Source organism: Muriicola sp. Z0-33 (assembly GCF_026126425.1).
Taxonomy (GTDB): Bacteria; Bacteroidota; Bacteroidia; order Flavobacteriales; family Flavobacteriaceae; genus JAFMPW01.
This window is the reverse complement of sequence record NZ_JAFMPW010000003.1, coordinates 216,645-241,834: the sequence shown is the minus strand read 5'-3', so window position 1 is coordinate 241,834 and position 25,190 is coordinate 216,645. Positions and strand designations below refer to the sequence as shown.

General features: G+C 39.9%; 26 protein-coding genes. 12 read left to right on the top strand and 14 right to left on the bottom strand.

Annotated features, from left to right (window positions below):
* Together J1G40_RS06760 and J1G40_RS06755 are read right to left on the bottom strand one after the other, a co-directional pair.
* Nucleotides 1-1,020, bottom strand: coding sequence for a DUF3500 domain-containing protein (locus J1G40_RS06760; protein WP_265241848.1), 1,020 nt, complete (start codon nt 1,018-1,020; stop codon nt 1-3).
* Entirely contained in the window at nt 1,010-1,960 is a 951-nt protein-coding gene (locus tag J1G40_RS06755; protein WP_265241847.1) for a transporter, read from the bottom strand. Before J1G40_RS06755 ends, J1G40_RS06760 begins: the two co-directional genes overlap by 11 nt.
* 105 nt (nt 1,961-2,065) lie before the next feature.
* Here J1G40_RS06755 and mazG point away from each other — a divergent pair, with 105 nt between their 5' ends.
* From mazG to J1G40_RS06730, 5 genes are all read left to right on the top strand, one after another.
* Nucleotides 2,066-2,839, top strand: coding sequence for a nucleoside triphosphate pyrophosphohydrolase (mazG, locus tag J1G40_RS06750; RefSeq protein ID WP_265241846.1), 774 nt, complete (start codon nt 2,066-2,068; stop codon nt 2,837-2,839).
* A gap of 100 nt (nt 2,840-2,939) precedes the next feature.
* Nucleotides 2,940-4,307 (top strand): MATE family efflux transporter, encoded by a 1,368-nt coding sequence (locus J1G40_RS06745; protein WP_265241845.1) that lies wholly within the window; start codon nt 2,940-2,942, stop codon nt 4,305-4,307.
* Nucleotides 4,308-4,320: 13 nt separating this feature from the next.
* A complete protein-coding gene (locus J1G40_RS06740) occupies nt 4,321-4,548 on the top strand; it encodes a hypothetical protein (RefSeq protein ID WP_265241844.1) in 228 nt (75 codons plus the stop codon).
* Between the two features lies 1 nt (nt 4,549).
* Nucleotides 4,550-5,119 (top strand): phosphatase PAP2 family protein, encoded by a 570-nt coding sequence (locus tag J1G40_RS06735; protein ID WP_265241843.1) that lies wholly within the window; start codon nt 4,550-4,552, stop codon nt 5,117-5,119.
* Nucleotides 5,116-6,774: an ArnT family glycosyltransferase gene (locus J1G40_RS06730; RefSeq protein ID WP_265241842.1), complete on the top strand. Its 1,659-nt coding sequence runs from the start codon at nt 5,116-5,118 to the stop codon at nt 6,772-6,774. The genes J1G40_RS06735 and J1G40_RS06730 overlap by 4 nt, the downstream gene beginning before the upstream one ends.
* On the opposite strand, the gene J1G40_RS06725 is transcribed toward J1G40_RS06730, so the two are convergent.
* The 5 genes from J1G40_RS06725 to J1G40_RS06705 all read right to left on the bottom strand — a co-directional run bounded on the left by J1G40_RS06725 (nt 6,768) and on the right by J1G40_RS06705 (nt 11,195).
* Complete coding sequence (locus tag J1G40_RS06725) at nt 6,768-7,643, bottom strand: lysylphosphatidylglycerol synthase transmembrane domain-containing protein (RefSeq protein ID WP_265241841.1); 876 nt, start codon at nt 7,641-7,643, stop codon at nt 6,768-6,770. The genes J1G40_RS06730 and J1G40_RS06725 overlap by 7 nt on opposite strands.
* Complete coding sequence (locus J1G40_RS06720; RefSeq protein WP_265241840.1) at nt 7,627-8,586, bottom strand: glycosyltransferase family 2 protein; 960 nt, start codon at nt 8,584-8,586, stop codon at nt 7,627-7,629. The genes J1G40_RS06725 and J1G40_RS06720 overlap by 17 nt, the downstream gene beginning before the upstream one ends.
* An 81-nt stretch (nt 8,587-8,667) precedes the next feature.
* A complete protein-coding gene (meaB, locus tag J1G40_RS06715; protein WP_265241839.1) occupies nt 8,668-9,699 on the bottom strand; it encodes a methylmalonyl Co-A mutase-associated GTPase MeaB in 1,032 nt (343 codons plus the stop codon).
* A gap of 2 nt (nt 9,700-9,701) precedes the next feature.
* The gene (locus J1G40_RS06710; protein ID WP_265241838.1) at nt 9,702-10,262 is read right to left on the bottom strand and encodes a DUF2911 domain-containing protein; all 561 of its coding nucleotides are present in this window, start codon (nt 10,260-10,262) and stop codon (nt 9,702-9,704) included.
* 24 nt (nt 10,263-10,286) lie between these two features.
* Complete coding sequence (locus tag J1G40_RS06705; protein ID WP_265241837.1) at nt 10,287-11,195, bottom strand: aldose epimerase family protein; 909 nt, start codon at nt 11,193-11,195, stop codon at nt 10,287-10,289.
* Nucleotides 11,196-11,303: 108 nt separating this feature from the next.
* Here J1G40_RS06705 and J1G40_RS06700 point away from each other — a divergent pair, with 108 nt between their 5' ends.
* Genes J1G40_RS06700 through J1G40_RS06690 form a run of 3 tightly spaced genes read left to right on the top strand, consistent with a single transcriptional unit; the run spans nt 11,304 to nt 13,894 of the window.
* Nucleotides 11,304-11,846, top strand: a complete 543-nt coding sequence (locus J1G40_RS06700) for an RNA polymerase sigma factor (RefSeq protein WP_265241836.1) — start codon at nt 11,304-11,306, stop codon at nt 11,844-11,846.
* Complete coding sequence (locus tag J1G40_RS06695) at nt 11,830-12,414, top strand: hypothetical protein (RefSeq protein WP_265241835.1); 585 nt, start codon at nt 11,830-11,832, stop codon at nt 12,412-12,414. The genes J1G40_RS06700 and J1G40_RS06695 overlap by 17 nt, the downstream gene beginning before the upstream one ends.
* A complete protein-coding gene (locus J1G40_RS06690; protein ID WP_265241834.1) occupies nt 12,386-13,894 on the top strand; it encodes a trichohyalin-plectin-homology domain domain-containing protein in 1,509 nt (502 codons plus the stop codon). The genes J1G40_RS06695 and J1G40_RS06690 overlap by 29 nt, the downstream gene beginning before the upstream one ends.
* On the opposite strand, the gene J1G40_RS06685 is transcribed toward J1G40_RS06690, so the two are convergent.
* From J1G40_RS06685 to J1G40_RS06660, 6 genes are all read right to left on the bottom strand, one after another.
* Nucleotides 13,895-14,629, bottom strand: a complete 735-nt coding sequence (locus J1G40_RS06685; RefSeq protein ID WP_265241833.1) for a CBM9 family sugar-binding protein — start codon at nt 14,627-14,629, stop codon at nt 13,895-13,897. It lies immediately after the preceding gene.
* A 29-nt stretch (nt 14,630-14,658) separates the two neighbouring features.
* Entirely contained in the window at nt 14,659-15,846 is a 1,188-nt protein-coding gene (locus J1G40_RS06680) for a Gfo/Idh/MocA family protein (RefSeq protein WP_265241832.1), read from the bottom strand.
* A 12-nt stretch (nt 15,847-15,858) separates the two neighbouring features.
* Nucleotides 15,859-17,187, bottom strand: coding sequence for a Gfo/Idh/MocA family protein (locus J1G40_RS06675; RefSeq protein WP_265241831.1), 1,329 nt, complete (start codon nt 17,185-17,187; stop codon nt 15,859-15,861).
* A gap of 225 nt (nt 17,188-17,412) precedes the next feature.
* Nucleotides 17,413-18,081, bottom strand: a complete 669-nt coding sequence (gene msrA, locus J1G40_RS06670; protein WP_265241830.1) for a peptide-methionine (S)-S-oxide reductase MsrA — start codon at nt 18,079-18,081, stop codon at nt 17,413-17,415.
* A gap of 81 nt (nt 18,082-18,162) precedes the next feature.
* A complete protein-coding gene (locus tag J1G40_RS06665) occupies nt 18,163-18,852 on the bottom strand; it encodes a malectin (RefSeq protein WP_265241829.1) in 690 nt (229 codons plus the stop codon).
* Nucleotides 18,853-19,038: 186 nt separating this feature from the next.
* Nucleotides 19,039-19,689 carry a malectin gene (locus J1G40_RS06660; protein ID WP_265241828.1) on the bottom strand — a complete coding sequence of 217 codons (651 nt, stop codon included), beginning with the start codon at nt 19,687-19,689 and terminating at the stop codon, nt 19,039-19,041.
* A 316-nt stretch (nt 19,690-20,005) separates the two neighbouring features.
* Between J1G40_RS06660 and J1G40_RS06655 the strand changes: the two genes are divergently transcribed.
* Both J1G40_RS06655 and J1G40_RS06650 read left to right on the top strand, forming a co-directional pair.
* Nucleotides 20,006-20,686: a peptidoglycan DD-metalloendopeptidase family protein gene (locus tag J1G40_RS06655; RefSeq protein ID WP_265241827.1), complete on the top strand. Its 681-nt coding sequence runs from the start codon at nt 20,006-20,008 to the stop codon at nt 20,684-20,686.
* Between the two features lie 188 nt (nt 20,687-20,874).
* Nucleotides 20,875-21,108: a hypothetical protein gene (locus tag J1G40_RS06650; protein ID WP_265241826.1), complete on the top strand. Its 234-nt coding sequence runs from the start codon at nt 20,875-20,877 to the stop codon at nt 21,106-21,108.
* An 81-nt stretch (nt 21,109-21,189) separates the two neighbouring features.
* Here the strand turns inward: J1G40_RS06650 and J1G40_RS06645 are convergent, their stop codons facing one another.
* The gene (locus J1G40_RS06645) at nt 21,190-21,906 is read right to left on the bottom strand and encodes an arylesterase (protein ID WP_265241825.1); all 717 of its coding nucleotides are present in this window, start codon (nt 21,904-21,906) and stop codon (nt 21,190-21,192) included.
* A gap of 47 nt (nt 21,907-21,953) precedes the next feature.
* Here J1G40_RS06645 and J1G40_RS06640 point away from each other — a divergent pair, with 47 nt between their 5' ends.
* Both J1G40_RS06640 and J1G40_RS06635 read left to right on the top strand, forming a co-directional pair.
* A complete protein-coding gene (locus tag J1G40_RS06640; protein WP_265241824.1) occupies nt 21,954-22,640 on the top strand; it encodes an ABC transporter ATP-binding protein in 687 nt (228 codons plus the stop codon).
* Nucleotides 22,640-25,189, top strand: coding sequence for an ABC transporter permease (locus J1G40_RS06635; RefSeq protein ID WP_265241823.1), 2,550 nt, complete (start codon nt 22,640-22,642; stop codon nt 25,187-25,189). The genes J1G40_RS06640 and J1G40_RS06635 overlap by 1 nt, the downstream gene beginning before the upstream one ends.
* Nucleotide 25,190 lies beyond the last annotated feature (1 nt).

Here is a 25,190-nt window from a genome sequence, read left to right as displayed (position 1 = left end):
TTAGTGTTTTTGATTGTAATGCTGGCGCAAGAGATCTTCTGCAAAATCATTATTCAGGTCTCTTACGACGGTATGCACATGATTGGCGTTATTTTGGATATTGTCATATTCGATCAGTAACATAGGTCCGTGTATCCTGTAATAATGGGGCCGTCCTTTTACGGTATCGCCAGCCCAGGCGAAGTACAGATTATCATGGCCGGCATTGGCAATTTTAGCCCTGAAAGTTTCGGAAAACTCAAAAACATAGTTGCCGATGTAAACTTCTAATAATTGTAAGAACATCTCTTTTTGCTTTTCGTTAAGTTCCGTAAAAGGAATGCCTTTGCGTTCTATGGCTTTTACTTTTCTCTGGTTCCCGGTAATAATTTCCCGGGGGGCTGTATTTGAAAAAATTGCTTTTTCGGACTGCGACTCACTTAAAGCATTGATTAACTCTAGCCCCAATTGGGTCTCTGATCGCAGCACCTCTTTTCCCTTATGCTCCCCTTCCATGACAACCCCGGGATTTGAACCCATAAAACTAGGGGTAGCAGATATGATTTTACCTTCGGCAGAAGTAAAGTTTAGAGAGAGGTGATGTCCTTCAAATCGCCATCCCCAAAATTGGTCAGGAGCGGGCTTTCCAAAAATACTGAAATGATAATTTAATGGGTCGCGCATTGGAGATCCATCGGGCATGCGAAATTTATTCTTCTCAATTTGAATTAGAATATTCTCCAGGGCCATTATTTCCTTCGATTTATTAAACCCGTTCTCACTAAGAGAGGCTTTCAGAAGTTCCAGGGCCGCTGCCTTCTGTGGTTTCGTGAAATCGTGAAAAGTCGGTCCCTTTCTAACAATGGGCACATAATTAAAATTATACCGCTCCTCTTCGTCTATTTCAAAAACCGCCTTAGATTTTAGGTCGTCCTGGAGGGAATTCAGGAATGTATTTGCTTTTAAGGATAAATCCTGACCGTATAGGCAACCTATAAACAGGAGGTAAGACGCAATGAGTAACTTCTTTTTAATTTTCATTTCTACTTGTTTTTATAGTGTAACTAACAAATGCCACGTATTTACTATCCGGGGACCAGGAAGGGACATTAATAGTACCTTGTCCTCCGAATAATTTTGCCATTACCCTGACTTCTTTGGTTTTCAGGTCCATCATCCTAAGCATCACTTCTTTATTTGCTGGGTGCTTATTAGCGGGCACTTCCGGGTAAAAGCTAACATAAACGATCCATTTCCCATCGGGAGATGGATGTGCAAACCAATCGTGATATTTATCTGTGGTGAGCTGTACTTGCTGGCTCCCATCTGTTTTCATTCGCCATATTTGCATGGTCCCTGATCTTTCAGAATTGAAATAGATATATTTCCCGTCGGGGGAGTAGTCAGGGCCATCATCGAGTCCTGCGGCTGTTGTCAATCTGGTTTCATCGCCTCCTGCGTATGGAATGGTATAAATATCATAGTTCCCATTGCGTTCGGCGCAATAAGCCAATGTTTCGCCATCGGGTGACCAACCGTGCCAATAGGAAGGTCCTAATGGCGTTATTCTCCTGGGCTCTCCACCTTCAATGGGTAGTCCGTAAATCAGAGATTTGCCGTTTTCTGTCTGATCGCTTATTACCATTTGGGTACCGTCCGGTGAGATACCATGATCATTGTTGATTCTTTTGGCGAAAGCAGTGTTTATTAGAGAAGGGCTTCCTCCTTCTGCGGAAATGCGGTATAAGAGTCCGTCACTATTATATACCAGGGTTTTACCATCCGGGGTCCAGTTAGGGGCCTCTATATGCGCTTCTGTCTTATATAGCACTTCGCGTTCTAACGATACTATATTGATCCTTTCCAGGCTACTGGAAACCATGTCTTTTGTAATTTCCTGAGATCTAATCACTTGTGAAAAACAACAACAAATTAGGAATAAAAGTATACCCCCCGGGCCATATGGCATCTTTACATTCATGGATAAATAATTCTTTTATTATATGATAGGACATCCCCTAAAAATACTAAAATTTACAACAGCATCTCTCTGGGTAGATTTGTACATTTGACAAAACTGTTTTTTATGAATTCCAGGCAGGAACAATTAACCGCATTAGACAGATTACTAACTATAATGGATGAGCTTAGGGACCAATGTCCTTGGGACAAAAAACAGACCATGCAAAGTCTTAGGCATCTTACCATTGAGGAAACCTATGAACTTGGTGATGCCATATTAGACAATAACCTGGATGAAGTAAAAAAGGAATTGGGAGATTTGCTCTTGCATATTATTTTCTATGCGAAAATAGCTTCAGAGACCAGGGAATTCGATATTGCAGATGTGGCCAGGGAAATCAGTGAAAAACTAATCAACAGGCATCCGCATATTTATGGGGATATTAAAGTGGACAGTGAAGAAGAAGTAAAGCAAAACTGGGAGAATATTAAACTGAAGGAGGGAAAGAAAAGTGTGTTAGAAGGGGTCCCAATTAGCCTGCCATCACTAGTTAAGGCAAATAGGATTCAGGATAAGGTTGCCGGGGTGGGTTTTGATTGGGAACAGCCAGAACAGGTTTGGGAAAAGGTGCAGGAAGAATTGCAGGAACTACAGACCGAAGTTAATGATGGCAACGAGGATAAAATTGAAGCTGAATTTGGAGATGTACTTTTTTCCATGGTGAATTACGCCAGATTTCTAAACATTAATCCGGAGAATGCCCTGGAAAGAACCAATAAAAAATTCATTCAACGGTTTAAGTATCTCGAATCGAGGGCGAAATCTGCAGGGAAACAGCTTAAAGAAATGACACTAGAGGAAATGGACGTGTATTGGGAGGAAGCTAAATTTCAGTAAATAGTAAAAAGGGTGCATATGATATACAATTTAATATGCATAAAGTATCATCAGCAAAATGAAGCCCTTATCTTTGCCACTTTAAAAAAACGAATCAAACTTGTTCCAGAAATACACAAAAGAGTTTAGGTATAACATCGCCCTGGCTGTTCCTGTTATAACGGGAATGCTGGGTCATTCTTTTGTGCAGTTTGCGGATAATATCATGGTGGGGCAGCTGGGTACTGCCGAACTTGCTGCTGTATCTTTAGGGAACAGTTTTGTCTTTATTGCCATGTCTCTCGGGATAGGATTCTCTACAGCCATAACCCCGTTGGTAGCCGAAGCAGACGGAGCCGGTAATAGCGCTAATGCCAAGAGTGCGCTGAAGCATGGTCTGGTGCTTTGTACTTTTCTGGGGATATCACTTTTTGGACTGGTTCTCCTATCTAAACCTTTAATGTACCTCATGGATCAACCACCGGAGGTGGTTACACTGGCAATACCTTATTTGGATATTGTAGCCTTTTCATTAATACCTCTTATAATCTTTCAGGCATTTAAGCAGTTTTCTGAGGGACTTTCGCAAACCAAATACCCTATGTATGCTACGGTTCTGGCTAATGTGGTAAATATTGTGCTAAATTACTTGTTGATCTTTGGTACGTTCGGATTTCCGAAATTGGGAATTATAGGGGCAGCAATAGGCACCCTGGCCTCCCGGATAATTATGCTTGTTTTCTTATGGGTCCTACTTAGGAATAAGGAAAAATTCAGAGCTTTTGTGAGCGGTTTCAATTTTAAGAAGATAGAGAAGAGAGTGATGAAGAAAATAATTGATCTGGGTTTCCCTTCTGCTTTACAAATGTTTTTTGAAGTGGCAATTTTTACAGCAGCTATTTGGCTCAGTGGTGTTTTGGGGAAGAATCCTCAGGCGGCCAACCAAATTGCATTGAATCTTAGTAGTATGACATTTATGTTTGGGATGGGGCTGGGAGTTGCCGCGATGATACGCGTGGGAAATCAGAAGGGCCTGCAGAATTTTAAGGAGTTAAGAAGAATTGCCCAATCTATTTTTTTTCTCACTTTGTTGTTCGAAGTAGTTTTTGCGATTTTGTTTTTAATTTGCAGACATTGGTTTCCAACCTTGTACCTAGATGTTGGAGACCTTACCAACCAGGCAGATAACCTGGAAGTAATTTCGATGGCAGCACAATTGTTATTGGTGGCTGCGTTCTTCCAGATATCGGATGGTTTGCAAGTAGTAATTTTAGGAGCTCTAAGAGGATTACAAGATGTGAAGATCCCTACGTTCATCACTTTTATAGCCTATTGGCTCATAGGTTTTCCCATAAGTTTTTATTTGGGCCTGCACACTGAACTAAAAAGCACCGGAATTTGGATAGGCCTTCTTTCTGGTTTAACGGCATCTGGTATTATGTTGTATATTCGATTTAACTATCTGACCAAGAAATTGATCTTAAATTAATTTAAAGTAAAATATGGACCTCCCTAAGTTTTTGCTTGCAGACAATACGGATCACCCATCATCTATCTTCATTGTGCATACAGAGTACCCTAGGTTTATTATCAATTTAGAAAATGATGAGGTAGAATGGCTGGAAGATTTTACCAAAGAGGACGAAAAAGAATTATCCCAGGAAGCAGAAAGGCTAATATTGGAAGCCAGTAATTTCTACGACAGGGAAGTGGGCCGATACGAGGATTAATATGGTTGAAGATCTGATACATCTGGATAAGGAGCTCTTTCTGTTTCTCAATAACCTTGGAAATACAAGTTGGGATGGGTTCTGGATGTTAATTACCAGTCAGACCAGCGGTTATCCTATCTACCTGGTATTACTTTTTTTTTCATATAGAAGTTATGGCCTCAGAAAGACTATGCTTTTGCTGGTCTTTGTTGCCTTATTGATTACCTGCACAGATCAGCTTTCAAACTTTTTTAAATATGGGGTAAAGCGACTCAGACCATGTTATGATCAGGACCTGGAAGGGCTTATGCGATTAGTAAAAAATTCCTGTGGTGGAAAATACAGTTACTTTTCAGCCCATGCCGCTAATTCTTTTGCAGTAGCATTTTTCTTCACCTATTTACTTGGAGCCAGGTATAGGATCCTTGGAGCCTTTTTAATGATATGGGCTGTATTTGTTGCATATAGCAGAATATATATCGGGGTGCACTTTCCACTGGATGTGCTTACCGGCGCAGCGGTGGGCATTTTATTTAGTTGGTTATTTGCTAAGTTGTACCTGTTTTCAATTCACAAATATTACCTATGATTTCTAATACCAGATATTGGATTTTATTGCTCCTCATTACCCTGGTATACGCGGCAGGAATGTTTGTTACCCTTTTTGAAAATGATTCGGCCCAATTTGCGGTAATGGCTATGAGAATGGTCCAGGAAAATGATTTTTTCAGCCTTTTTAAGGGTCCGGAAGCCTATCTGGACAAACCCCATATGCATTACTGGCTGGCGGCCATTTCTTTTAAAATTTTTGGATTATATGACTGGGCCTATCGCATACCGGGAATTCTCGCAACATTTGTCGGAGCTTACAGTTGCTTTGGCCTAGGAAAGCTTTTGTACAATACGCAGGTGGGGAAACTCTCCGCGCTGATTTTTATGACGGCCCAGACCATAGTGCTTTCTGTTATTGATGTAAGAACCGATGCTGTGCTGACCGGTTTTTCTGTTTTTGCCATCTGGCAATTGGCCAGCTATATTGAAAATGGGAGGCTAAAAAATATCGTACTGGGTGCATTTGGAGCCGGGATTGCATTTTCTACCAAAGGCCAGATTGCCCTCCTGGTCATAGGATTACCCTTGCTTTGCCATCTCGCCTATACACGGAAATGGAAAGTGTTAATTAGTTGGAAGGTATTTGTAGCGCTTTTGACTTTTACGGTTACCATAGCGCCGATGTTGTATGCCTATTACCTTCAGTTCGACATGCATCCGGAGTTAGTTGTTCGTGGTAAAGGAAACAGAAGTGGTTTTCGTTTTATTTTTTGGGAACAAAGTTTTGAACGTTTAAGTGGCGAAGGAATAGGAAAGAATAGCAGTGATTATTTTTTCTTTTTTCACACATTTTTGTGGGTTTTTCTTCCCTGGACAGTTATTGCAATTTTGGGCTACTGGAGTGGCATAAGGACTTTGTTTAAGCAGCGATTTATTCTTAACCCCAAATATGATTTCCTGACTCTGGGAGGAATAGGGTTCATCTTCCTGATAATTAGTTTTGCCCAATTTAAATTACCGCATTATCTCAATATTGTTATACCCTTATTTGCCCTGTTAACATCATCTTATTTAGTGCGAATAAATCAATCCAATAAATTAAAAACCCTTAAAATCTTATTGGGGATACAGTATTTTATTTTGAGTCTGGTATTTATCGCTTCCGTTTTTATCTGCTTTTATGTTTTTAAGGAGGCTAAGCCCATTAGTTATATCTGGATAGTCATATTATTGCTTTTAATTGTTTATTACTGCTTTAAAAAGGAAGATTACGTATTGCGTATAATCACCGTAACGGTATTCAGTTCGGTTTTACTTAACGCAGTACTTAATTCTCATTTTTATCCATCTTTGCTGGAATACCAGGGAGGATCGGCCATGTCTAAAGTAGTATCTAAGGAGGGTATAGCAATAAATAATATCTATAAAATAAATTCAAGGCACAGTTGGGCTTTGGATTTTTACAATCGCAGACCGGTGGCAATTAGGTCGCTAGATGAGCTAAAGCAACTAAAGGATATCTGGATTTATGCTACGGATAAAGACCTGAATGCATTAAAAACTTCTGGTATCGATTGGGATAAGCAACATACTGTTGATCAGTTTCGGATTACCAGATTACAGGGTAGATTCATAAATCCGAAGTCGAGAAATAAGGTGCTCAATAAAATGCATCTGGTGCATATTTATTGACCACCTGGTGATGTAAGTGCAGGCTTTTTAAAATGATAAACTATTCCGAAGAGCGAAACCATCGCAGTAATTAAAAAGAAAACCATGCTTATACTTACCGAAGTATTCTGGTCTAATCCGAGCCATAACGCTCCATAAAAGAATACCACTTCCCTGCTTCCAATACCACCAATTGTTAATGGCAGTACTGCTACTATAGAAGAAATCAGGAAGATGAACATATAAGAAATTAAGTGAATTTCGATCTGTAACGCTTTAAGGATAAATATCAGACAAAGCAATTGTGCTGCCTGTACAATTGCGGAGTACCCCAGCGATCTCCAGAAAACAGGCAAAACATAATTAAAAAGTTTGGTGTTTAGTACCCGGAAAGCAAGGATGCTGATAAATACAAGGATAATTATCAGATAGGTATAGGATGTCAGGGCAACTAAATTCATCGACAGTAGTAGCAAGCAACTATAAATAAAAAGTAATAGCAGACCACTAAGACGGTCTAAAACCAATACAGCGACTACCCTTTTAGTTTTGACCTCAAATTTTTGCTTAATAACATACCCCTTATAGGCATCTCCTCCAATCCCACCAGGCAAGAACAGGTTGTAGAACATTCCCAACAAGTACAGTTTTAAATTGCTCAAATGAGTTAGAAAAACATGCAGTTGATAGAAATAGAGATTTAGCCGAAAAGCTGCCATAATCTTGGAAACCACAAAGAACAAGACGGCGAGTAACAAATAAAAGGGGTCAGTCTGTCTAAGGATTTCGAGTACCTGCTGTAATTGTATCTTGGTAAAAATAAAATAGATTAAAACTGCGCTAATCACAATTTTAAGTACGGTTATACCTTTTTTACGCAGTTCTGCCACCTATGGAAATGTTTTTTATGCGATAGGGTCTTTTCTTCTGAGATTCGTAGTAGGTTCTGATTAAGAGCTCCATGACAATACCTATGGTAAATAATTGTATCCCGGCCAGAATAAACATCATGCCAAACATCAGAAGTGGCCTGGTACCAATGTCTTCACCCATTCCTACTTTTATAATAAGAAGATAGATATTTATCAGTATCCCTAGAATAATAAGCAGAACCCCAAGTATTCCAAAGAGATGTATAGGTCGTTGAAAGTATTTGCGAATAAATAGTAGTAACATCATATCTGCAACTACTTTAAAAACGCGTTCCAGCCCGTATTTAGAAACACCTGCATGCCGGGCGTGGTGATTTACTGGGACCTGTTTTATTTGTGCCCCTTCCAAATGGGCCAATAAGGTAATAAATCGGTGCATTTCCCCATATAGGTTGAGTTCCTTAGCGATATCTTTGGTGAATACCTTTAAGGCACAACCGTTGTCTTTAATATCGAGTTTGGTTACCCTTCGAACTAAAAAATTAGCAATTTTTGATGGGATTTTCTTTATTAAAGAATCCTTGCGTTTTTGTCGTATTCCGGTAACCACATCATATTCTCCGCTAACTGCGTATTCCAGCATTTTGGGAATGTCTGACGGATCATTTTGCAGATCCCCATCCATGGTAATGATATATTCTCCTTCAGCATAATCTATCCCTGCGGCCAAGGCCAGACTTTGCCCGTAATTTTTTTTAAGTGCAATGAGATGAACATGCTCGTCATTTAAGCCGGATACTTTGTGTCTGGTGCCATCTTTAGAAAAATCATCTACATAAATGATCTGATAATTATAGCCTGATAAACTTTCATGAATTTTTTGTGTAAGCAGGGTTACATTCTCCTCCTCATTATATAGTGGAACTACAATAGATAAAAGAGCATTGGTAATGGCAGCCATTCAAGTGGATTTATTGCGACAAATTTAGGGTTTTCAATTTAAAATGATCCAGAAGCGGAACCAGAGATGGTTATATAACATTTAATAAGTCTTGAGTAGTTCTTCTGCAGCTCTAAAGGGTGATATTTCAGAGCTTTCCACTTTTTTTAGGAGCACTTCCAGTTTTTCTTTTGTTTCTGGCTGCCGATAAAATTCTATTTTCAGCAAACTATCCACCGTTTGAAGAAACCAATATTTATTCTGTTCCCTCCTGTGGCTTTCCAGATATCCATCGGTTCTGGCCTTGTCTATAAAATCTGTGATCATTTGTAACACCTCAATTATCCCTTCGTTGTTAATGGCAGAGCAGCTTAAGGCCTTTGGAATCCAGCCACTGCTTTTAGGCGGGTATAAATGAAGTGCACGCTGAAATTCGGCCTTTGCCAGCGAAGCCTGCTTTTTATTGGCCCCATCTGCTTTATTAATCACAATTGCATCCGCCATCTCTACAATGCCTCTTTTTATACCCTGCAGTTCATCTCCCGCACCTGCCAGTTTCAGGAGGAGGAAAAAATCAACCATACTATGAACAACTGTTTCGCTCTGACCCACGCCAACAGTTTCGATCAGAATAACATCATAACCCGCCGCCTCACACAAGAGGATGCTTTCGCGGGTTTTTCGTGCTACCCCTCCCAAGGATGCACCGGAGGCAGATGGTCTGATAAATGCATTGGGATCGCGAACTAAATTTTCCATTCTTGTTTTGTCTCCCAGTATACTCCCTTTACTAACTGTGCTGGTCGGATCTACAGTTAAAACAGCAACCTTTTTCCCCTGGGCGGTGATTGCAGATCCAAATGCTTCAATAAAGGTACTTTTGCCTACCCCTGGAACACCGGTTATACCTATTCGGATACTATTGGGATTTATCCCGAGGCAATGTTCTACAATTTGCATAGCATCTGCCCGATCTTCATTTTTATTGCTTTCTATCAATGTCAAAGCCCTGGCTAGTAACATCTTGTCACCGGACAAGACCCCATCAATAAGAGTGGAAACAGCAGGAACCTTCTTCCGGTGGGTTTTTATCTTGGAAGCACTACCGGGGTCTATATTTTTGGATGTACTCAAATTTAGTTGCTAATTGGTATCATTACCTTAGTGGTGTCCCAAAAGAGTGTCAAATACGTCTTATCAGTAGTTTCAAAATCAATTGTAAAATTCTCGGCCGGAGCAGATAAGTTAGTGACCGGGACAGCTACTTCAAGCACATCCTTGGATGGATCTCTGGTGGTATCTCTTCCTCCACTACTAATGGTAACTCCCCAGTCTGGAACCTCCTCATTAAACATTACGGTCCATGAATCTTTGCCGGGCTTGGTCCATATTGAATAAGTTCCGGGAGACAGATCCTTGTCGATGATTTTTATGGGGGTAGCGGTAGTAAAGGTAGTGGGTTCATTGGCTCCTGTTCGCCAGACCACATCATAAGGGACCAGTTCTCCGAAAATAACTCGCCCTTTCTTAAACGGACTACTATAGGAAACAGCCAGGTCCATACCCATTTCTTTAAAAGTTGCGGTTTTCTGGGGGCTGTGTTTTTTGGTTTGTTCGCGCATATACGGCATTCCGACAAATACCAATAACAATATTAAAACGGCAACAATAGATATTACCCATTTCCATTTCTTCATTTTACAAAGGTTTTTTAAGTTACTCTAAATTACTAAATCAAATTCAAAGATAGAGGTGTTGATATAGGTTTCTCCACTTCGAAGTAAAGCGGAAGGGAAGTGTTTGTGATTGGGAGCATCTGGAAAATTTTGTGTTTCCAAACACAGGGCGGCAAATCCAGGGGGTCTGTAAACAACTACAGATGGCTGATTGGTGCGTAATTTCATCAATATCCCGGATACCGGGGAATATACGCTTGCTGCTACATCCTGGTTGTTGTCAAGAATGAAAGTAGTATCTAATGCCTGGGAGTCAATTGCCTTTTCTTTTCGGAAATCGAATTGTGAATCTTTAGTTGCGATGATATTCCCGGTGGGTAGCTGATTATTTAATGTTTCGAGGGTCTTCTGGCTATTTAGTTGTAGTCTGTAGTGATTGATGTTTTTTAAATCGTCTAAATGAAAATAGGAGTGGTTGGTTAGGTTAATGATGGTGGTTTCATCGGTGACGGCCTGATGGGTTATATGCAGGGAATGGCCTACTAGCTTATAGGTAACCTTAACTTTTAGTTCACCGGGGTAACCTTCTTCCATTGCCCTGCTCTTATAGCTAAGTTTAACTGAAGGTTGGGTACTATGGTCTACTGAATTGATTGTCCAATATTTTTTTCCAAAACCATTTTTACCTCCATGTAAATGAACTCCATCTTTGGAATCCAAAATATATTCCTTCCCATTTATTCTAAACCCCCCATTAGAAATTCTACCGGCATAACGGCCAACACATGCTCCTAAAAAAATACGGTCAGATAAATAGTCGTTCGGATCCTCAAATCCTGCAACTACATTGATAAGATCATTATGCTTATTTCGAAGTTCAATTTTTTGGATGATTGCACCGTAATCAAGGACTGTCAGTGAGATACAATCATTTTTAATTGTAACTTGTTTCAAGGGGATACATTTAAAATTCTCTTAAAATTACAATTTTTTGCAACACGGAAATTCTTCTATCGTCTTTATAGATAACAACAACAGAAACCCAACTTGGAAACTGGCCAGATGTTTCAGATTGATCTAATTGAACGCTGCAAAGCGAATGATCGCAGAGCGCAATTAAAACTGTATAAGCAATACTGCGATGGTATGTATTGTGTAGCAATGCGATTCTTGAAAAACGAGGATGATGCTGAAGATGTATTGCAGGAATCATTTATCAAAGCGTTTCAAAAGATTGAACAGTTCAAGGGAGAAGTTACATTTGGCGCCTGGTTGAAAAGAATAGTTATTAATAAAAGTCTGGATCATATAAAATCTAAAAAGGAAAAGTATCTGGAACTTCAGGAAAGCACCCTTCATATTGTTGAAGATGACGATTGGCAGGTGGAGGAGAGCATATCTGTAGAAGTGGTTAAAAAGGCAATGGAGGAATTACCCGATAAGTATCGCTTTGTTGTTCAGTTATTTCTGGTTGAAGGATATGATCACAGTGAGATATCTGAAATATTGAAGTTAGAGCAGACTACTTGTAGAACAAGATTACTCCGTGGGAAAGCACAATTGAAAGAATTACTTAAAAGTAAAAGTTATGGCACAGGATCTTAGAGAGTTATTTAAAAAGGACAAGGAGAAGCAGTACATGATGAAAGAGGGCCATGAGAAACGGTTCGAGGAGTTGCTAAACAGCTCATTTCCGAAGAAGCGACGTTTTTCTTCAACTTTTCTGAGGATTGCAGCCTCCGTGGTAATCGTAGTGAGTATAGGGTTTTTTACCTATCGCCAGCTTGGCAACGGAGAAGAAATTAAAACTACCGTGGTTGATAAAGACAATGGGCCAGAGCAGCAAGAGGGGATTTCTCTTGGAGATCTTTCACCAGATTTAAAAGTGGTAGAGAATTATTATGTGGCAAACATCAATCTTGAACTTTCACAATTAGAAATTTCAGATGCTAATAAAGACCTGGTAGACCAATTTATGGAGCGTCTTGCAGAATTAAATGCAGAGTATAAAAGACTTAATAAAGAATTGAACGAAATAGGACCTAATGATCAGACGATCAATGCATTGATCAAAAATTTACAGTTGAGATTACAAATGTTGCAGAAATTAAAAAACAGATTAAACGAATTAAAATCATCAAAAAATGAACAAGTTACAGCAAATAGTGTTTAAAGTAAGCGGTGCCCTTTTTTGCCTTATGGCGATAACGGCATACGGGCAGAAGGAATCTAAAACGTTTAAAGAATCCTTTAAAGTAGATAAAGATGCGGTTATCGATATCAATACAAGTTATGCGGATATAGAATTCGAAACTTGGGATAAGAATGAAGTGGTCATAGAGGCTGAAATTGAGTTAGAAGGTGCCAGCAAAGAAGAAGCCGAAGATTATTTTAAGAATGGTGGGATTAAAATTCTTGGAAACAGTAAAACCATTGAGATTAGTACTCAGGCGGAAAGCATATTTTCTTTCGCAAACGGGTTTAACAATATTCAGGTAAACGATTTTATTATTGAAATCCCGGAATTTCCGGAGTTAGAAACCTTGTTCCTGGACCTCGAAATTCCTGACCTGCCAGATTTCCCGGAAATTATGGATATGCCACCAATGCCCCCCTTTGAAGTACAGAATTTTGATTACGAAAAGTATCAAAAAGAAGGGGAGAAGTATATGAAGAAATGGAAAAAAGAGTTTGACGAAAATTTTGACGACGAATACAAAGAGCGCATGGCCGAATGGGCAGACAGAATTGCCGAGAGAACAGAAGCCTGGAAAGAGCGTCAGCAAGAAAGACAAGAACTGCAGAAGGAACGTTTAAAAGAGCGGCAATTGCAGCTTGATGAGCGGAAAGAACAGCTGAAAGAAAGGCAATTGGTAAGGGAAGAAGTTCAAAAGGAGCGGGCTGAGGCAATGAGGCAGCGAGAAAAGGCCATTCGCTTAGCGAGAAAAGCAGTAGATTCTACCCGATTTCTTTTCATCGATAAAGATAGTCTTGATAGTCGTTCCAGTTTTTTCTTTAACTATTCTCAGGGAGGGAAGAAGAAGTATAAGGTGAAGAAAACAATAAAGATAAAAATGCCAAAATCTGCCAAATTAAAAATGAATGTGCGGCATGGAGAAGTTAAACTGGCCGAAAATACAACTAATTTGAAAGCAACCTTGTCTTACGCAAGGTTGCAGGCCACCAATATTGATGGAGAAAGGACCAATATTGTAGCTTCTTATTCTCCTGTGAGTGTACAGACCTGGGGAAATGGAAGTCTTAACACCAATTATTCAGATAAAATTGCCCTGAAAGATGTTAAATTCCTCAATCTGAGTGCTAACTCTTCTGAAGTTACCATTGAGCGTCTTATTAATAGTGCCAGTATAAAAAATAATCTTGGAGCTTTACGCATTAATGGCTTGGCCAAAAATTTTAAAGATCTGGACATATCAATGCAGCATGGGGAATTAAATTGTGATTTACCCACTACACCATATAAAATTTACGTAAATGGTACTTCATCTAAATTGAGTAGCCCTACCTATTTGGTTTGGGATAAATCTACCGAACGTGGCAAAACCACTCAAAAAAGTTATCATTTGAACAAAAATGCCGAGGGGTCAATTACAATTAATTCTGTTTACAGCGATGTTGTTTTGGAAAAATAATTACTCCTTTAATATTAAAGTCCCAAAAATATCTGCATTGATCCATCCCTGATTTTTATCCTCCCCGGGAACAAATACAGACCCAATAAAGTTCTCTCTTTCCTTGCTGCCGTCATTATCACAATAAGCCAGGGCAAAACCAATTTTTTTATCTTCCGACAGTTTTACCGGTACATTACTAGCGTTGTCCAAAAAAGTATCAGGATATAATTTTAAAGCTATTTCCCAGATGCTCTTGTTCCCTTCAGTCACCCGAACAGAAGTTGCATGATCATTGAAAAGCCTTGGTTCTCTATCGGGCGCCAGATCCACTACATTGCCATCCAGTGCTATATGATAAGCAAAAGCATTGTGGCTGTACTGATGCAACCCTCCGGAGTTATCCTCATCCAGAAAAACTTCAACACAATCATCATCCCACCAGAATTTAAAAGGATCCTTATGACCGTCATAGAGCATATCATCGGTAACTTCTACCAGAAGATATAATGCTTCTTTGTCCCAACATAATTTGTACCTGCCATTAAAATCCTCGAAAGTATAGGAGTTACCTATCCAATTCTGGTCTAGTGGGTGCCAGGTGGCCTTATTCCAGGAATTTTCAGTGATTTTGCCATCAAGTGTAGGAGGATGGTCTGTTTTAAGTACCTCAATGATATGATGGTCTTCTTTTTTAATCGATTTATGGCACGAAAATAAGGCCATAACAAAGCATAATGCTATTGCACGTTTCATAGTTCATAGTTTTGGGGTTCCTATGTATTTTAAATATTTAAATCCTCATTCCAACGCACCACCTTATCCTGGTGCATGGCATCCAATCCCATCTGTACACAAGCCGCGGCTTTAGACCCGCTTGTGATATTAGATTCCGGGATGGTATTGTTCAAAATATTGTTTTTAAAATCTTCTAAAGCCTGGGTACTTGGATCGGTATGGGCCAACTTGAGCGGAATACCTTTTCCTTCTTCCCATTTTACGGTTGCGCCTGCCACACCGTCAACATTGCCCATCTCTTTTTTATATTTTCCTTCGGGATAAAACCACGCCTCAGCAAAGCTCAGTACGATGGTGCCTTTATCTCCCATGATTTTTGTTTGATAACCATCCATGGCGTTGCTAGTCAGACTGGTGTAATTGGCTTTGATTCCGGAAGGATAGGTGTAGATCAGATGAACATTGTCGTAAGTTTCTCTACCATCTTTCCAATAGTCTATGCCTCCACTACCTACGACTTTTTCCGGGACCTCATTTAAAATCCAGTTCACCACATCTATTTGATGTGAGCATAACTCCGCTACTAAACCTCCGGAGTACTCACGGTACATTCTCCAGTTAATGGCTCTTTCCAAATCCGGACTTGGAACCGGACGTCTCCAGTTTCCATTTCGGTTCCAACTGCAATCGAACGAAGTTATCCTGCCAATTTTCCCTTCCCTGATAAGTGCTACAGCATGTCTGTACAATCTGGAACTGTGATATTGGTGGCCGGTTTGAAATATCTTGTCAGAATTTCTAACCTTATCTACCAGGTTTTGTATTCCGGAATACCCCATGGCCATGGTTTTCTCGCAGTAAACATGTTTTTCTGCGTCTATAGCATCAGATGCAATGGCAGAGTGGGTACTGAAAGGAGTGGCAATTAAGACTGCATCAATATCCTTATCCTCTAATAATTTTCTATAATCCTCATATTTTTTTGCCTTCCCTGAGGTTTTGGTAATGGCATCTCTTAGTCTGAATGGAATAAGATCACAGCAAGCTGCTACATTCAGCCCCTCAATATCATTGATCTTTGGTATAAGACCACCACCGCGATTTCCCGTACCAATAATTCCGATATTAATAGTGTCATTTAAAGTTGTGCTGCCAGGCATACCTAATAAGGAAGCCGAACTTCCCAATGCAGCCGATGCCAAACCGCCTTTAATTATAAAGTCTCTCCTATCCATCTTTAATCTAAACTATAGTTTTGGTTCCCATCCATCTGCATATTCTCTTTTCCAGTGGGCCATAATTTTATCGTTGTTCAATATTTTTCCTGTCAAGGGGTCTACCATTAATGTTTCTCCTGCATCCTGGGCCATATTTCCCAGGTGGCATATCATGGTACTGATAGCGGCATCTGCAATAGGTGCATGTTGTGTAACATCTTCCCTTATTGCAGCAAAAAAGTTCCCAACATGATCAATATCAAGACTACCTTCCCCTCTGGTATTGGTAGTGGCACTTTGAGCCGCTTCTTTCACTTCCTTAATCAGCGATCCGTCAAGGGCGTAGAGTTTATATGCATTTCTACTTAAAGTGATAGCTCCTTTGCTTCCGTAAATTGTGGCGCCTCTACCAGGACGTTCCGGTTTCATAATACCCCGGCTATGGCCAGTCCAGGTAATAAATTTATTGTCCTTAAAACTATAAGTTACCTGTTGGTTGTCTACAAATTCCCAATCGTCATTAAAGGTATGTTTGCCTCCAAATGAGCTTACAGACTCTGGAAGATCAACCCCCAGTGCCCATCTGCAAATATCAATTTCATGTGTCCCGTTGTTGTGAACCTCCCCGGTTCCCCAATTCCGAAACCAGTGCCAATTATATGGATGAATATTATCTCTGTAATCTTCCCTTGGTGCAGGTCCCTGCCAAAGTTCCCAATCCAGGGTAGAGGGAACATCAATTACATTCCCTTTTCCAATAGAGCCTCTGTTGTTAGAATAGTAGGCTTCTCCCTTATAAACATCTCCAATGATACCCTCTCTGATCTCCTTTATTGCGAGGATGGAGGACTTAGCCGATCGCTGTTGATTCCCCATTTGAACTTTCTTGCCGTATTTCTTTTGAGCAGCTACCAGCAAATCGTTTTCATGCGGGTTATGACTGCAAGGCTTTTCAACATATACATGTTTCCCGGCCTGCAGGGCCATGATTGCCATAGGGGCATGCCAATGCTCTGGAGTAGCAATAAATACGGCATCCACATCTTTGTCCTCCAGAATTTTTCTAAAATCCTTTTCTACTTTAGGAATATAGCCAATGTTGTCCTCACACCAGGTATTGTGCTCCTCTATTATGTTGTCGTCAACATCACAGTTATACAGAATTCTGGCATTTTTATCATTGTGTATGGCTTTTACATGGGCTTTTGCCCTGCTTCTTACCCCAATTACTGCAGTATTAATTTTATCATTAGCACCTAAAACCTGGGCGTAACTCTTACTTGGAAGTACAAGACCACCCAGACTAATTGCCGCGCCACCTATTGCTGTTTTTTTTATAAATACTCGTCTATTATTCATGGTATGGATGGGTTATTTGTTCAGGCACATTAGTTTAGGAAACTTTTGTCTTGCTAATATTATGATATTCTTCCTAAGTACGACCTATTAAATATTACTAATTTTTTACCAAAAACGAGGTAATTATTATACCTATGGCTGTGTTTCTAAAGATAAAAGGTAAAACCGAGATATAAAAAAAGCGACCTTAAAAAGTCGCTTCTGTTTTATAGTTCAAAAACCCTTTTAATGAGATGCCTCTTTCAGGAATTCCTGGAAGTTACTCTTAAATCTGTTTAACCTCGGAATAGATACATTTCTGATGTATGAATTGTTAGGGTTTTTTCGTTCATAATCCTGATGGTAGTCCTCTGCTTTATAAAATGTCTTGAACTCAGTAACCTCCGTAACAATGGGTCTGTCATAGACCTTGCTATCTTCAAGGGCCGATTTATAACTTTCAATAATTTTCTTCTCTTCTTCATTTTGGTAAAAGGCGATAGATCGGTATTGTGCACCTCTATCTGGCCCCTGGCGGTTAAAACTGGTCGGGTCATGTGACCCATAAAACACTTGTACCAATTGAAAAAATGAGATTACTTTTGGATCGTAATAGACTTCAACTGCCTCGGCATGGGTTGTTTTTCCATAAGCTACCTGCTCATAGGTTGGGTTTTCTTCAGTTCCTCCTGAGTAGCCTGATATTACCTCTTTTACGCCTTTAACGCTTTCATAAATAGCCTCTACGCACCAAAAACAGCCGCTGGCAAAATATGCTCTCTCATATTGCTGTAAATCCTGTGTAGCAGGTTTAACGGCTTCGGCCACCACAACTGGCTTGGTTTTATCTGTTTTTGTTCCCGATTGGCAGGCACCTGATAGTACTAGTGCCATAATTATAAAAGTCAATTTCATATTTAGCAATTTTTTCATTTTAGTTGTAAATAGGAGCATTTCCTTACTAATCTTACTTCTAAGATACGAAGTGGGTGTATACTACCCCCCTGAATTTATAATTTGCCCATCGCCAAGTACTTCTATGGCAGCAAGCGCCGGGCGACCTACACTGGCACTTGTACTGATGATGAGTTCCTCATCTTCGATGGTTACTTCAAATTCTTTAATTAGAGCAGTTAGGGCGCCGGCCTCAATAAAGATGTCTAAATCATCGAGCAAAACTGCCCCTTCAACTTCAACATCAAAAACTCTGGCATTCCCCGTTCCTATTCCTCCTGTAGGTGCACCATAGAAAATTTCTGCGAAATGAAGCTTAACTATATAAGTGCCATTGGTAATTGGAATGGAATAGGTAAAGCCACCCAATTCATCAATGGCTGTACGTTGTTTAATATATATACCGTCCATTTCAGTGTTTAGGACTTCCGTTACGGCCGCATTTTCAAAATCCATGGTATCCCCGCCAAAAAAATTATCTTCTGTAAAAACAGTATCTCCATAGCCTATTTCATCGCCGCCACAGTTTAATCTTAAAATAGGGTTTTCACTGATACCCGTGGTTTCCTCTGTTTCTTCGGTTTCAGCTTCTTCGGTATTCTCCATTGGTTCTTCATCCATAGGCATACCGCCTATGGGTTCAAGGTTAGTATCTGAACAACTGCTGATACCGATCAATAAAATTATGCTTACTATACGCACATATACTGTGCAGATGAATGGGGTTTTCATAGGGTGTTCTTTTAATCTTTGGGGATTAAGCCTCTAAGGCTTTTCAAATATACTAAAAAAGCAAATCTTCCACTTTAGGGCAAGTAGTCTGGTAGTAGGTATTTAGTAATATAAATGATAAAAAAACCCCATCTGCGGACTGCGCGGACGGGGATATTTTTGCTATGGTGTTGACTAAGCAGAATGCTAGTCGTTCACGATTTCACCATCTCCAAATATTTCAAGTGCAGATAACTTGGGTCTATCCTCACTTGCTTCGAAGGAAATTGTGATTTCACCGTCTGTTACTTCAATGTCGTACATTCTAACTGTGGCTGTCATTGCGCCAACCTCCTTATAAATGTCCAAATTGTTTATCTGGTTCTCTCCTTCTACATCTACATCAAAAATTCGCTTGCCTTCTTCTCCGGGAGCATTTTGCTCGCTAGGGGCACCCCAGAATATTTCCGCAAAATAAAATTTAATCGTATAAGTACCATTGGTAACCGGGATGGCATATCCAAAAGATCCCTTATTTGCTATAGAGATTCTTTCGGAAACATATAAATCATCTCTTTCGGTTTCCGCAATTTCGGTAACCATATCATTTACAAATGGTTCTCCGTCGCCTGTAAAATACTTATCGGCTTCAAAAACATCCGCATCAAAGGTAAGTTCCCCACCGCCACTGTTTATTTTTAAGATAGAAGGGCCTACAGGGACTTCCGATTCCGGAACAGGGTCTGGTTCTGGCTCTGGTTCTGGTTCTGGTTCAGGTTCTGGTTGTGGTTGCTCGGTTCCCTCTCCGTCAACAGGTTCTGTATCATCACTAGAACAGCTTAAGACTAAAACTGACATTAGTAAAATTAGGGGTAGTGTTAAAAAATTTGTCCTTTTCATAATGTGTATGATATTAGTTAGTGTAAGGATTTACTCCAATTTTTATGGTGAATTTATCCAAATAGCAGTCTTCAACCAATAATATTTCTAAATATTCGATGAAATGATTTGGGTTTTGAAGGTTAAAATGCCATTATGGTTATGTATTTCAGAGTAGATCAAAACATATTCTATCCTTTTCTTGTAACGAAATTATATGAAATCCAATGAAAATGAGAGGTATAAGGAATTTGTTTTTAACAAAATCGTCAAAGAATTCCTGTAGTTTTATCACATGACCAAGGTTGAAAAGGTAATTTATTCTATTAGTAATTCCAGCATCCGCATATTGGATAATAGCATTCCCTTATCGGAGTATACCCCTATAGATCTTTCGGTTTTCAATGTGGAAGTTGAGGGCCTAGATATCTCGCAGCCAGATATTTGCCAGCTTTATATTGATAAAATATTAAAAAAAAGATCTGCTAAAGTAGCCTATGGTGGTTATTTGGAGCAGCGCAGTTTATACAAGACCTATGACAGTTTCCGAATGCAGGACCAGGCTCCCAGGAATATCCATTTGGGGACAGACTTTTGGGCAAAGGCCGGAACCAAAGTTCATAGTCCGCTAAGAGGTCAGGTACATAGCTTTGGCAATAACAGTGCGAAAGGAGATTACGGCCCTACTATTGTTTTGGAGCATATTGCATTTCATCGAAGATTTTATACACTTTATGGACATCTCTCTATTTCTTCTATTCAAGATCTTTACCCAGGAAAGCCTTTTGAAGCAGGAGAAGTGCTTGGAATACTCGGAAAAACTGAAATTAATGTCAATTATGCCCCTCATTTACACTTTCAGTTAATATGTGATATTGGTGAATACAATGGGGACTATCCTGGTGTTTGTAGTGCAAAGGAACTGGATTATTATAAAAATAATTGCCCTGACCCCAATTTACTACTGAAATTATAAGTCCTTTATATCGATAAACTACACATAAGAATCGGTTAAGTGTTTTAGGGGTAGGTTACACTCATCGGGAAAATTTTGCACTTTATCCGATAAGTTGTCAGATACCGAAAAATAAGGGTTTTTCGACGAAATGGAACCGGTCAGGATACACCACATGGCGTTTTATATATATATAAAACGCACAAGTGATGAAAGCCATTATAACTTTAATTTTTATTCTTTTTATCGGATTCGCAGCTCAGGCTCAGGATGCTAAAGTAGTTACTAAGATTGCTACTATAGAAATGGGAATTGTAACTGATACAAATGAAGAAGTTAAAGAAACTACTACTGAAGTTGCTCGTCTTTATAAGAGAAGTAACTCTAGAGTAAAGAAAGCGCTTTCTTTTACTACTAAAAGAAACAAAGCTAAATTGGCTTAAGCCCTTCAGGTATACTAATAGCAGTTCTATTTATAGGTGCTAGTGTAACTGCTTTCTAAAACGGCTCACACTCTAAAAGCATTAATCTATTACATCTTCGAGTATTTCCCATACATTGGCCGCGACAATTTTATGTCCTTCTACGGTTGGGTGAATGCCATCTTGTTGATTCAGGTTAGGATTCCCTGCAACACCATCTAACAAGAACGGTATCAGATGTAAATCCTGCTCTTTAGCAAGTTCGGGGAAAATACTCCTGAATTCAGTAGTGTATTCCTTTCCCATGTTAGGCGGAATTTGCATTCCGGCAATTATAATTTCAGTTTCCGGATTTCTTTCTCTAACCGCATTTACAATAGTTTCAAGATTATTTCTGGTTTCAGCCAGGGGAATTCCTCTTAAACCGTCATTAGCCCCAAGTTCCAGGACAAAAACATCTGTCTTCTGATTTAGAACCCAACTCAGCCGGTTTCTTCCACCTGAAGTGGTTTCCCCACTCAGCCCGGCGTTAACGACGGTATAGTCTAACTCCAGTGAATCTATTTGTGCCTGAATCAATGCTGGAAAAGCTTCTTCCGGTTCCAGGCCGTAACCTGCTGTAAGGCTGTCTCCAAAGAACAATATCACCTTAGATTTACCTTCGGGAACCACGTCACTAACGGTAGATTCAGCTTCCGTTGTAGATTTTTCTTCTTTTTTTGATGAGTTTTCACCGCAAGAGATAAAAAGAGATAGAATCAAAAAATAACTAAACTTTAAGATGTTGTGCATTACTGAGGGGCTAAAAATCAATTTCATTTCATTATTTTGCTGACTTTCTAAAAAAAAGTGATCAAAAGAGTCTTATGGCAAATATATTAAACGTTCATCAGCTAAAGAAAACATATAGCAGCGGTTCCAAGTCCATTACCGTACTCGAAGATATTTCCTTCGATATTGATAAGGGTGATACATTTGCCATTGTTGGCCCGTCTGGTAGTGGTAAAACCACTCTATTGGGCTTATGTGCAGGTCTGGATCAGTCAGATTCAGGCACGGTCACACTTTGTGGTAGGGAATTGTCTGCGCTTAATGAGGATGAGCGCGCTTTGCTGAGGAATAAGGAAGTGGGATTTATTTTTCAGGATTTTCAATTGTTATCTACCCTGACGGCTCTGGAGAATGTAAGTGTTCCCTTAGAATTACAGGGCGTAAAGAATGCCAGAACATCTGCTTTGTCTCTTTTAGAAAAAGTGGGTTTGGCAGATCGTCAACATCACTATCCTTCCCAATTATCAGGTGGAGAACAACAACGGGTAGCACTGGCCAGGGCATTTATCAATAATCCTTCCATCCTTTTTGCAGATGAGCCCACGGGAAATCTTGATGAAGAGACAGGGGAGAAGGTGGTAGAGTTGCTTTTTGAACTTAATAAAGAGGCAGGTACCACTCTGGTTATTGTAACTCATGATCTTGATCTGGCCAAACGAACCCAGCACATTCTAAGACTTAAAGGGGGTAGAATAATAGAGAACCAAAGCGCTGTGGTATAATGAACAACCTTCCTGAAAAATCCAATGCAGGGATTAAATGGCTTCTAAAGATGGCCTGGCGTGACGGCAAAGCCAGTGGCAGCAGGCTGCTGCTTTTTATGGCCTCTATTATCCTCGGAATTGCTGCTTTAGTTTCAATACAGTCTTTTAGTGATAATCTTCAGAATAACATTGTGCTGCAGTCCAAAGCGCTAATGGGAGCGGATTATATCATAGACAGTAATCATTTACCTAACGAAAAGGTACAGACAATAATAGACTCCCTGGGCCCATTGGGCAGGGAAGTGAGTTTTGTTTCAATGACGAGCTTTCCCGGAAAAAGCGGGACAAAACTATCTCAGATCAGGGGAATTGAAGGTAATTTCCCAATTTATGGTGAGCTGGAAACTACCCCCGTAGCTGCTGCATCTGAGTATCAGGAAAACTCTGGCGCCCTTGCAGATGCCACCATAATGATACAATTTGGATTAAAAGTAGGGGATAGCATCAAGATTGGACAACTCACCTTTCCCATAGTGGGAATTCTAAATTCTGCTCCTGGTAGTACGGCCCTGACAAGTTCCGTAGCACCAGTAGTAATAATACCTTACCGCTATGTGGAGGCAACAGAATTGTTGCAAATTGGAAGCAGGCAGGAATACAATTATTACTTTAAAGCATCAGCAGAGTTAGATCTTGATCTTTTCGACAAAGACCTGGATCCCATACTGGATGCCGAAGGCGCCGATCTTGATACGCATACTTCTACAAGTCAACGCCTGGGACGCAGGTATAGCAACGTTGGAAAATTCCTGAATCTTGTTGCTTTTATTGCTTTGTTACTGGGATGTGTCGGAATAGCGAGTTCTGTCAATATATATATCAAAGAAAAGCTGAGAGCAGTAGCTGTACTTAAATGCCTGGGAGCATCACGGAAACAAAGTTTTATGATATATCTATTGCAGATTGCCGGGATGGGTATTTTAGGCGGTCTCATTGGAACTATTGCCGGATTGGTATTACAACTTCTTTTTCCGGCTATACTCGCTGATTTTTTGCCGTTTGATGTAGAAATCACCATCAGTGCCAAACCTGTAATTATGGGGTTATTACTTGGACTGTTCCTCTCGGTATTATTTGCTTTATTGCCTTTAATGACTACTTGGTTTGTGAGCCCTTTAGAGGTTTTGCGTATTCAGGAAAAGCCAGTGAAAAGATCAAGAAAGGCTAAATTATTAGTTTTTGGCAGCATATTGCTTTTTATTTTCCTTTTTGCATTTTGGTTGTTGGAACGTTGGCAGCTTGCGCTGTCATTTGTCATCGTTATTCTTATAACTTTTGGAATCCTTGCAGGAATAGCCACTTTATTTATGCGTGGAATTAAAAAATATTTCCCTCACTCATGGGGTTTTACCACCAGACAAAGCCTTTTGAGCCTTTACAGGCCCAACAACCAGACCATGACATTGATGTTGGCCATTGGGGTGGGGGCATTCTTAATTAGCACCTTATACTTTACTAAAGATATACTGCTTTCGAGGGCTAAATTGGAGAATAGTGTAGAAAGCCCCAATTTACTTCTGCTTGATGTGCAAACGGGACAAAGGGATGCAGTAATCAACACTATTACGCCCAGAGGTTTGCCTCTTATTGACAATATCCCTATTGTCACCATGCGTATTCAGAGTATAAAAGGCCGGCCTGTGAATGAAATCAGGGAAGATACTACGTCCACAATAAATCAGTGGATCCTGAATCATGAATTCAGGGTAACTTATAGAGATTCCCTAATAGCTTCTGAAGTGCTTACCTCGGGAGAATTTACGCCTGAAATGCCAGATGAAGGTATAGTACCCATTTCAATTGCAGATAATATAGCATATGACGCAGGTTTGGTAATAGGAGACACCCTTGCATTTAATGTACAAGGTGTTCTGATGGAAACGGTGGTTGGCAGTATTCGGGCAGTAGACTGGGGACGGATGCAGCTTAATTTTTCAATGGTATTCCCCACCGGCGTTCTTGAAAATGCCCCTCAGTTTCATGTATTGAGTACCAAAACCAAGGATGCGAAGGCATCTGCAAGTATTCAACGAGAGTTGGTCAAGGCCTTCCCAAATGTTTCTGTCATTGATCTGAGACAGGTTTTGGCGTTGATAGAAGGTATTCTTGACAAGATTTCATGGGTAATCAACTTCATGGCATTTTTTAGCATATTAACGGGGATAATAGTGCTTATTGGAGCCGTACGTACCAGTAAATATAGACGGATAAAAGAAAGTGTGTTACTGCGGACCCTGGGTGCTAAAAATGTACAGATCCTTAAGATTACAGCACTGGAGTACCTGTATCTGGGTATGCTTGGAAGCCTATTTGGCATACTTTTATCGCTAATTAGTGCCTTTTTATTAGCAATTTTTGTTTTTGAAACTACATTTAATCCATCCTGGATGCCATTTCTTGTATTGTTACCGGGTATAACCCTACTAGTTCTGGCTATTGGAATTACAAACAGCAGGAGCGTCTTAAATAGTCCTCCGCTGGAGGTGTTGCGCAAAGATGCCAGGTAAC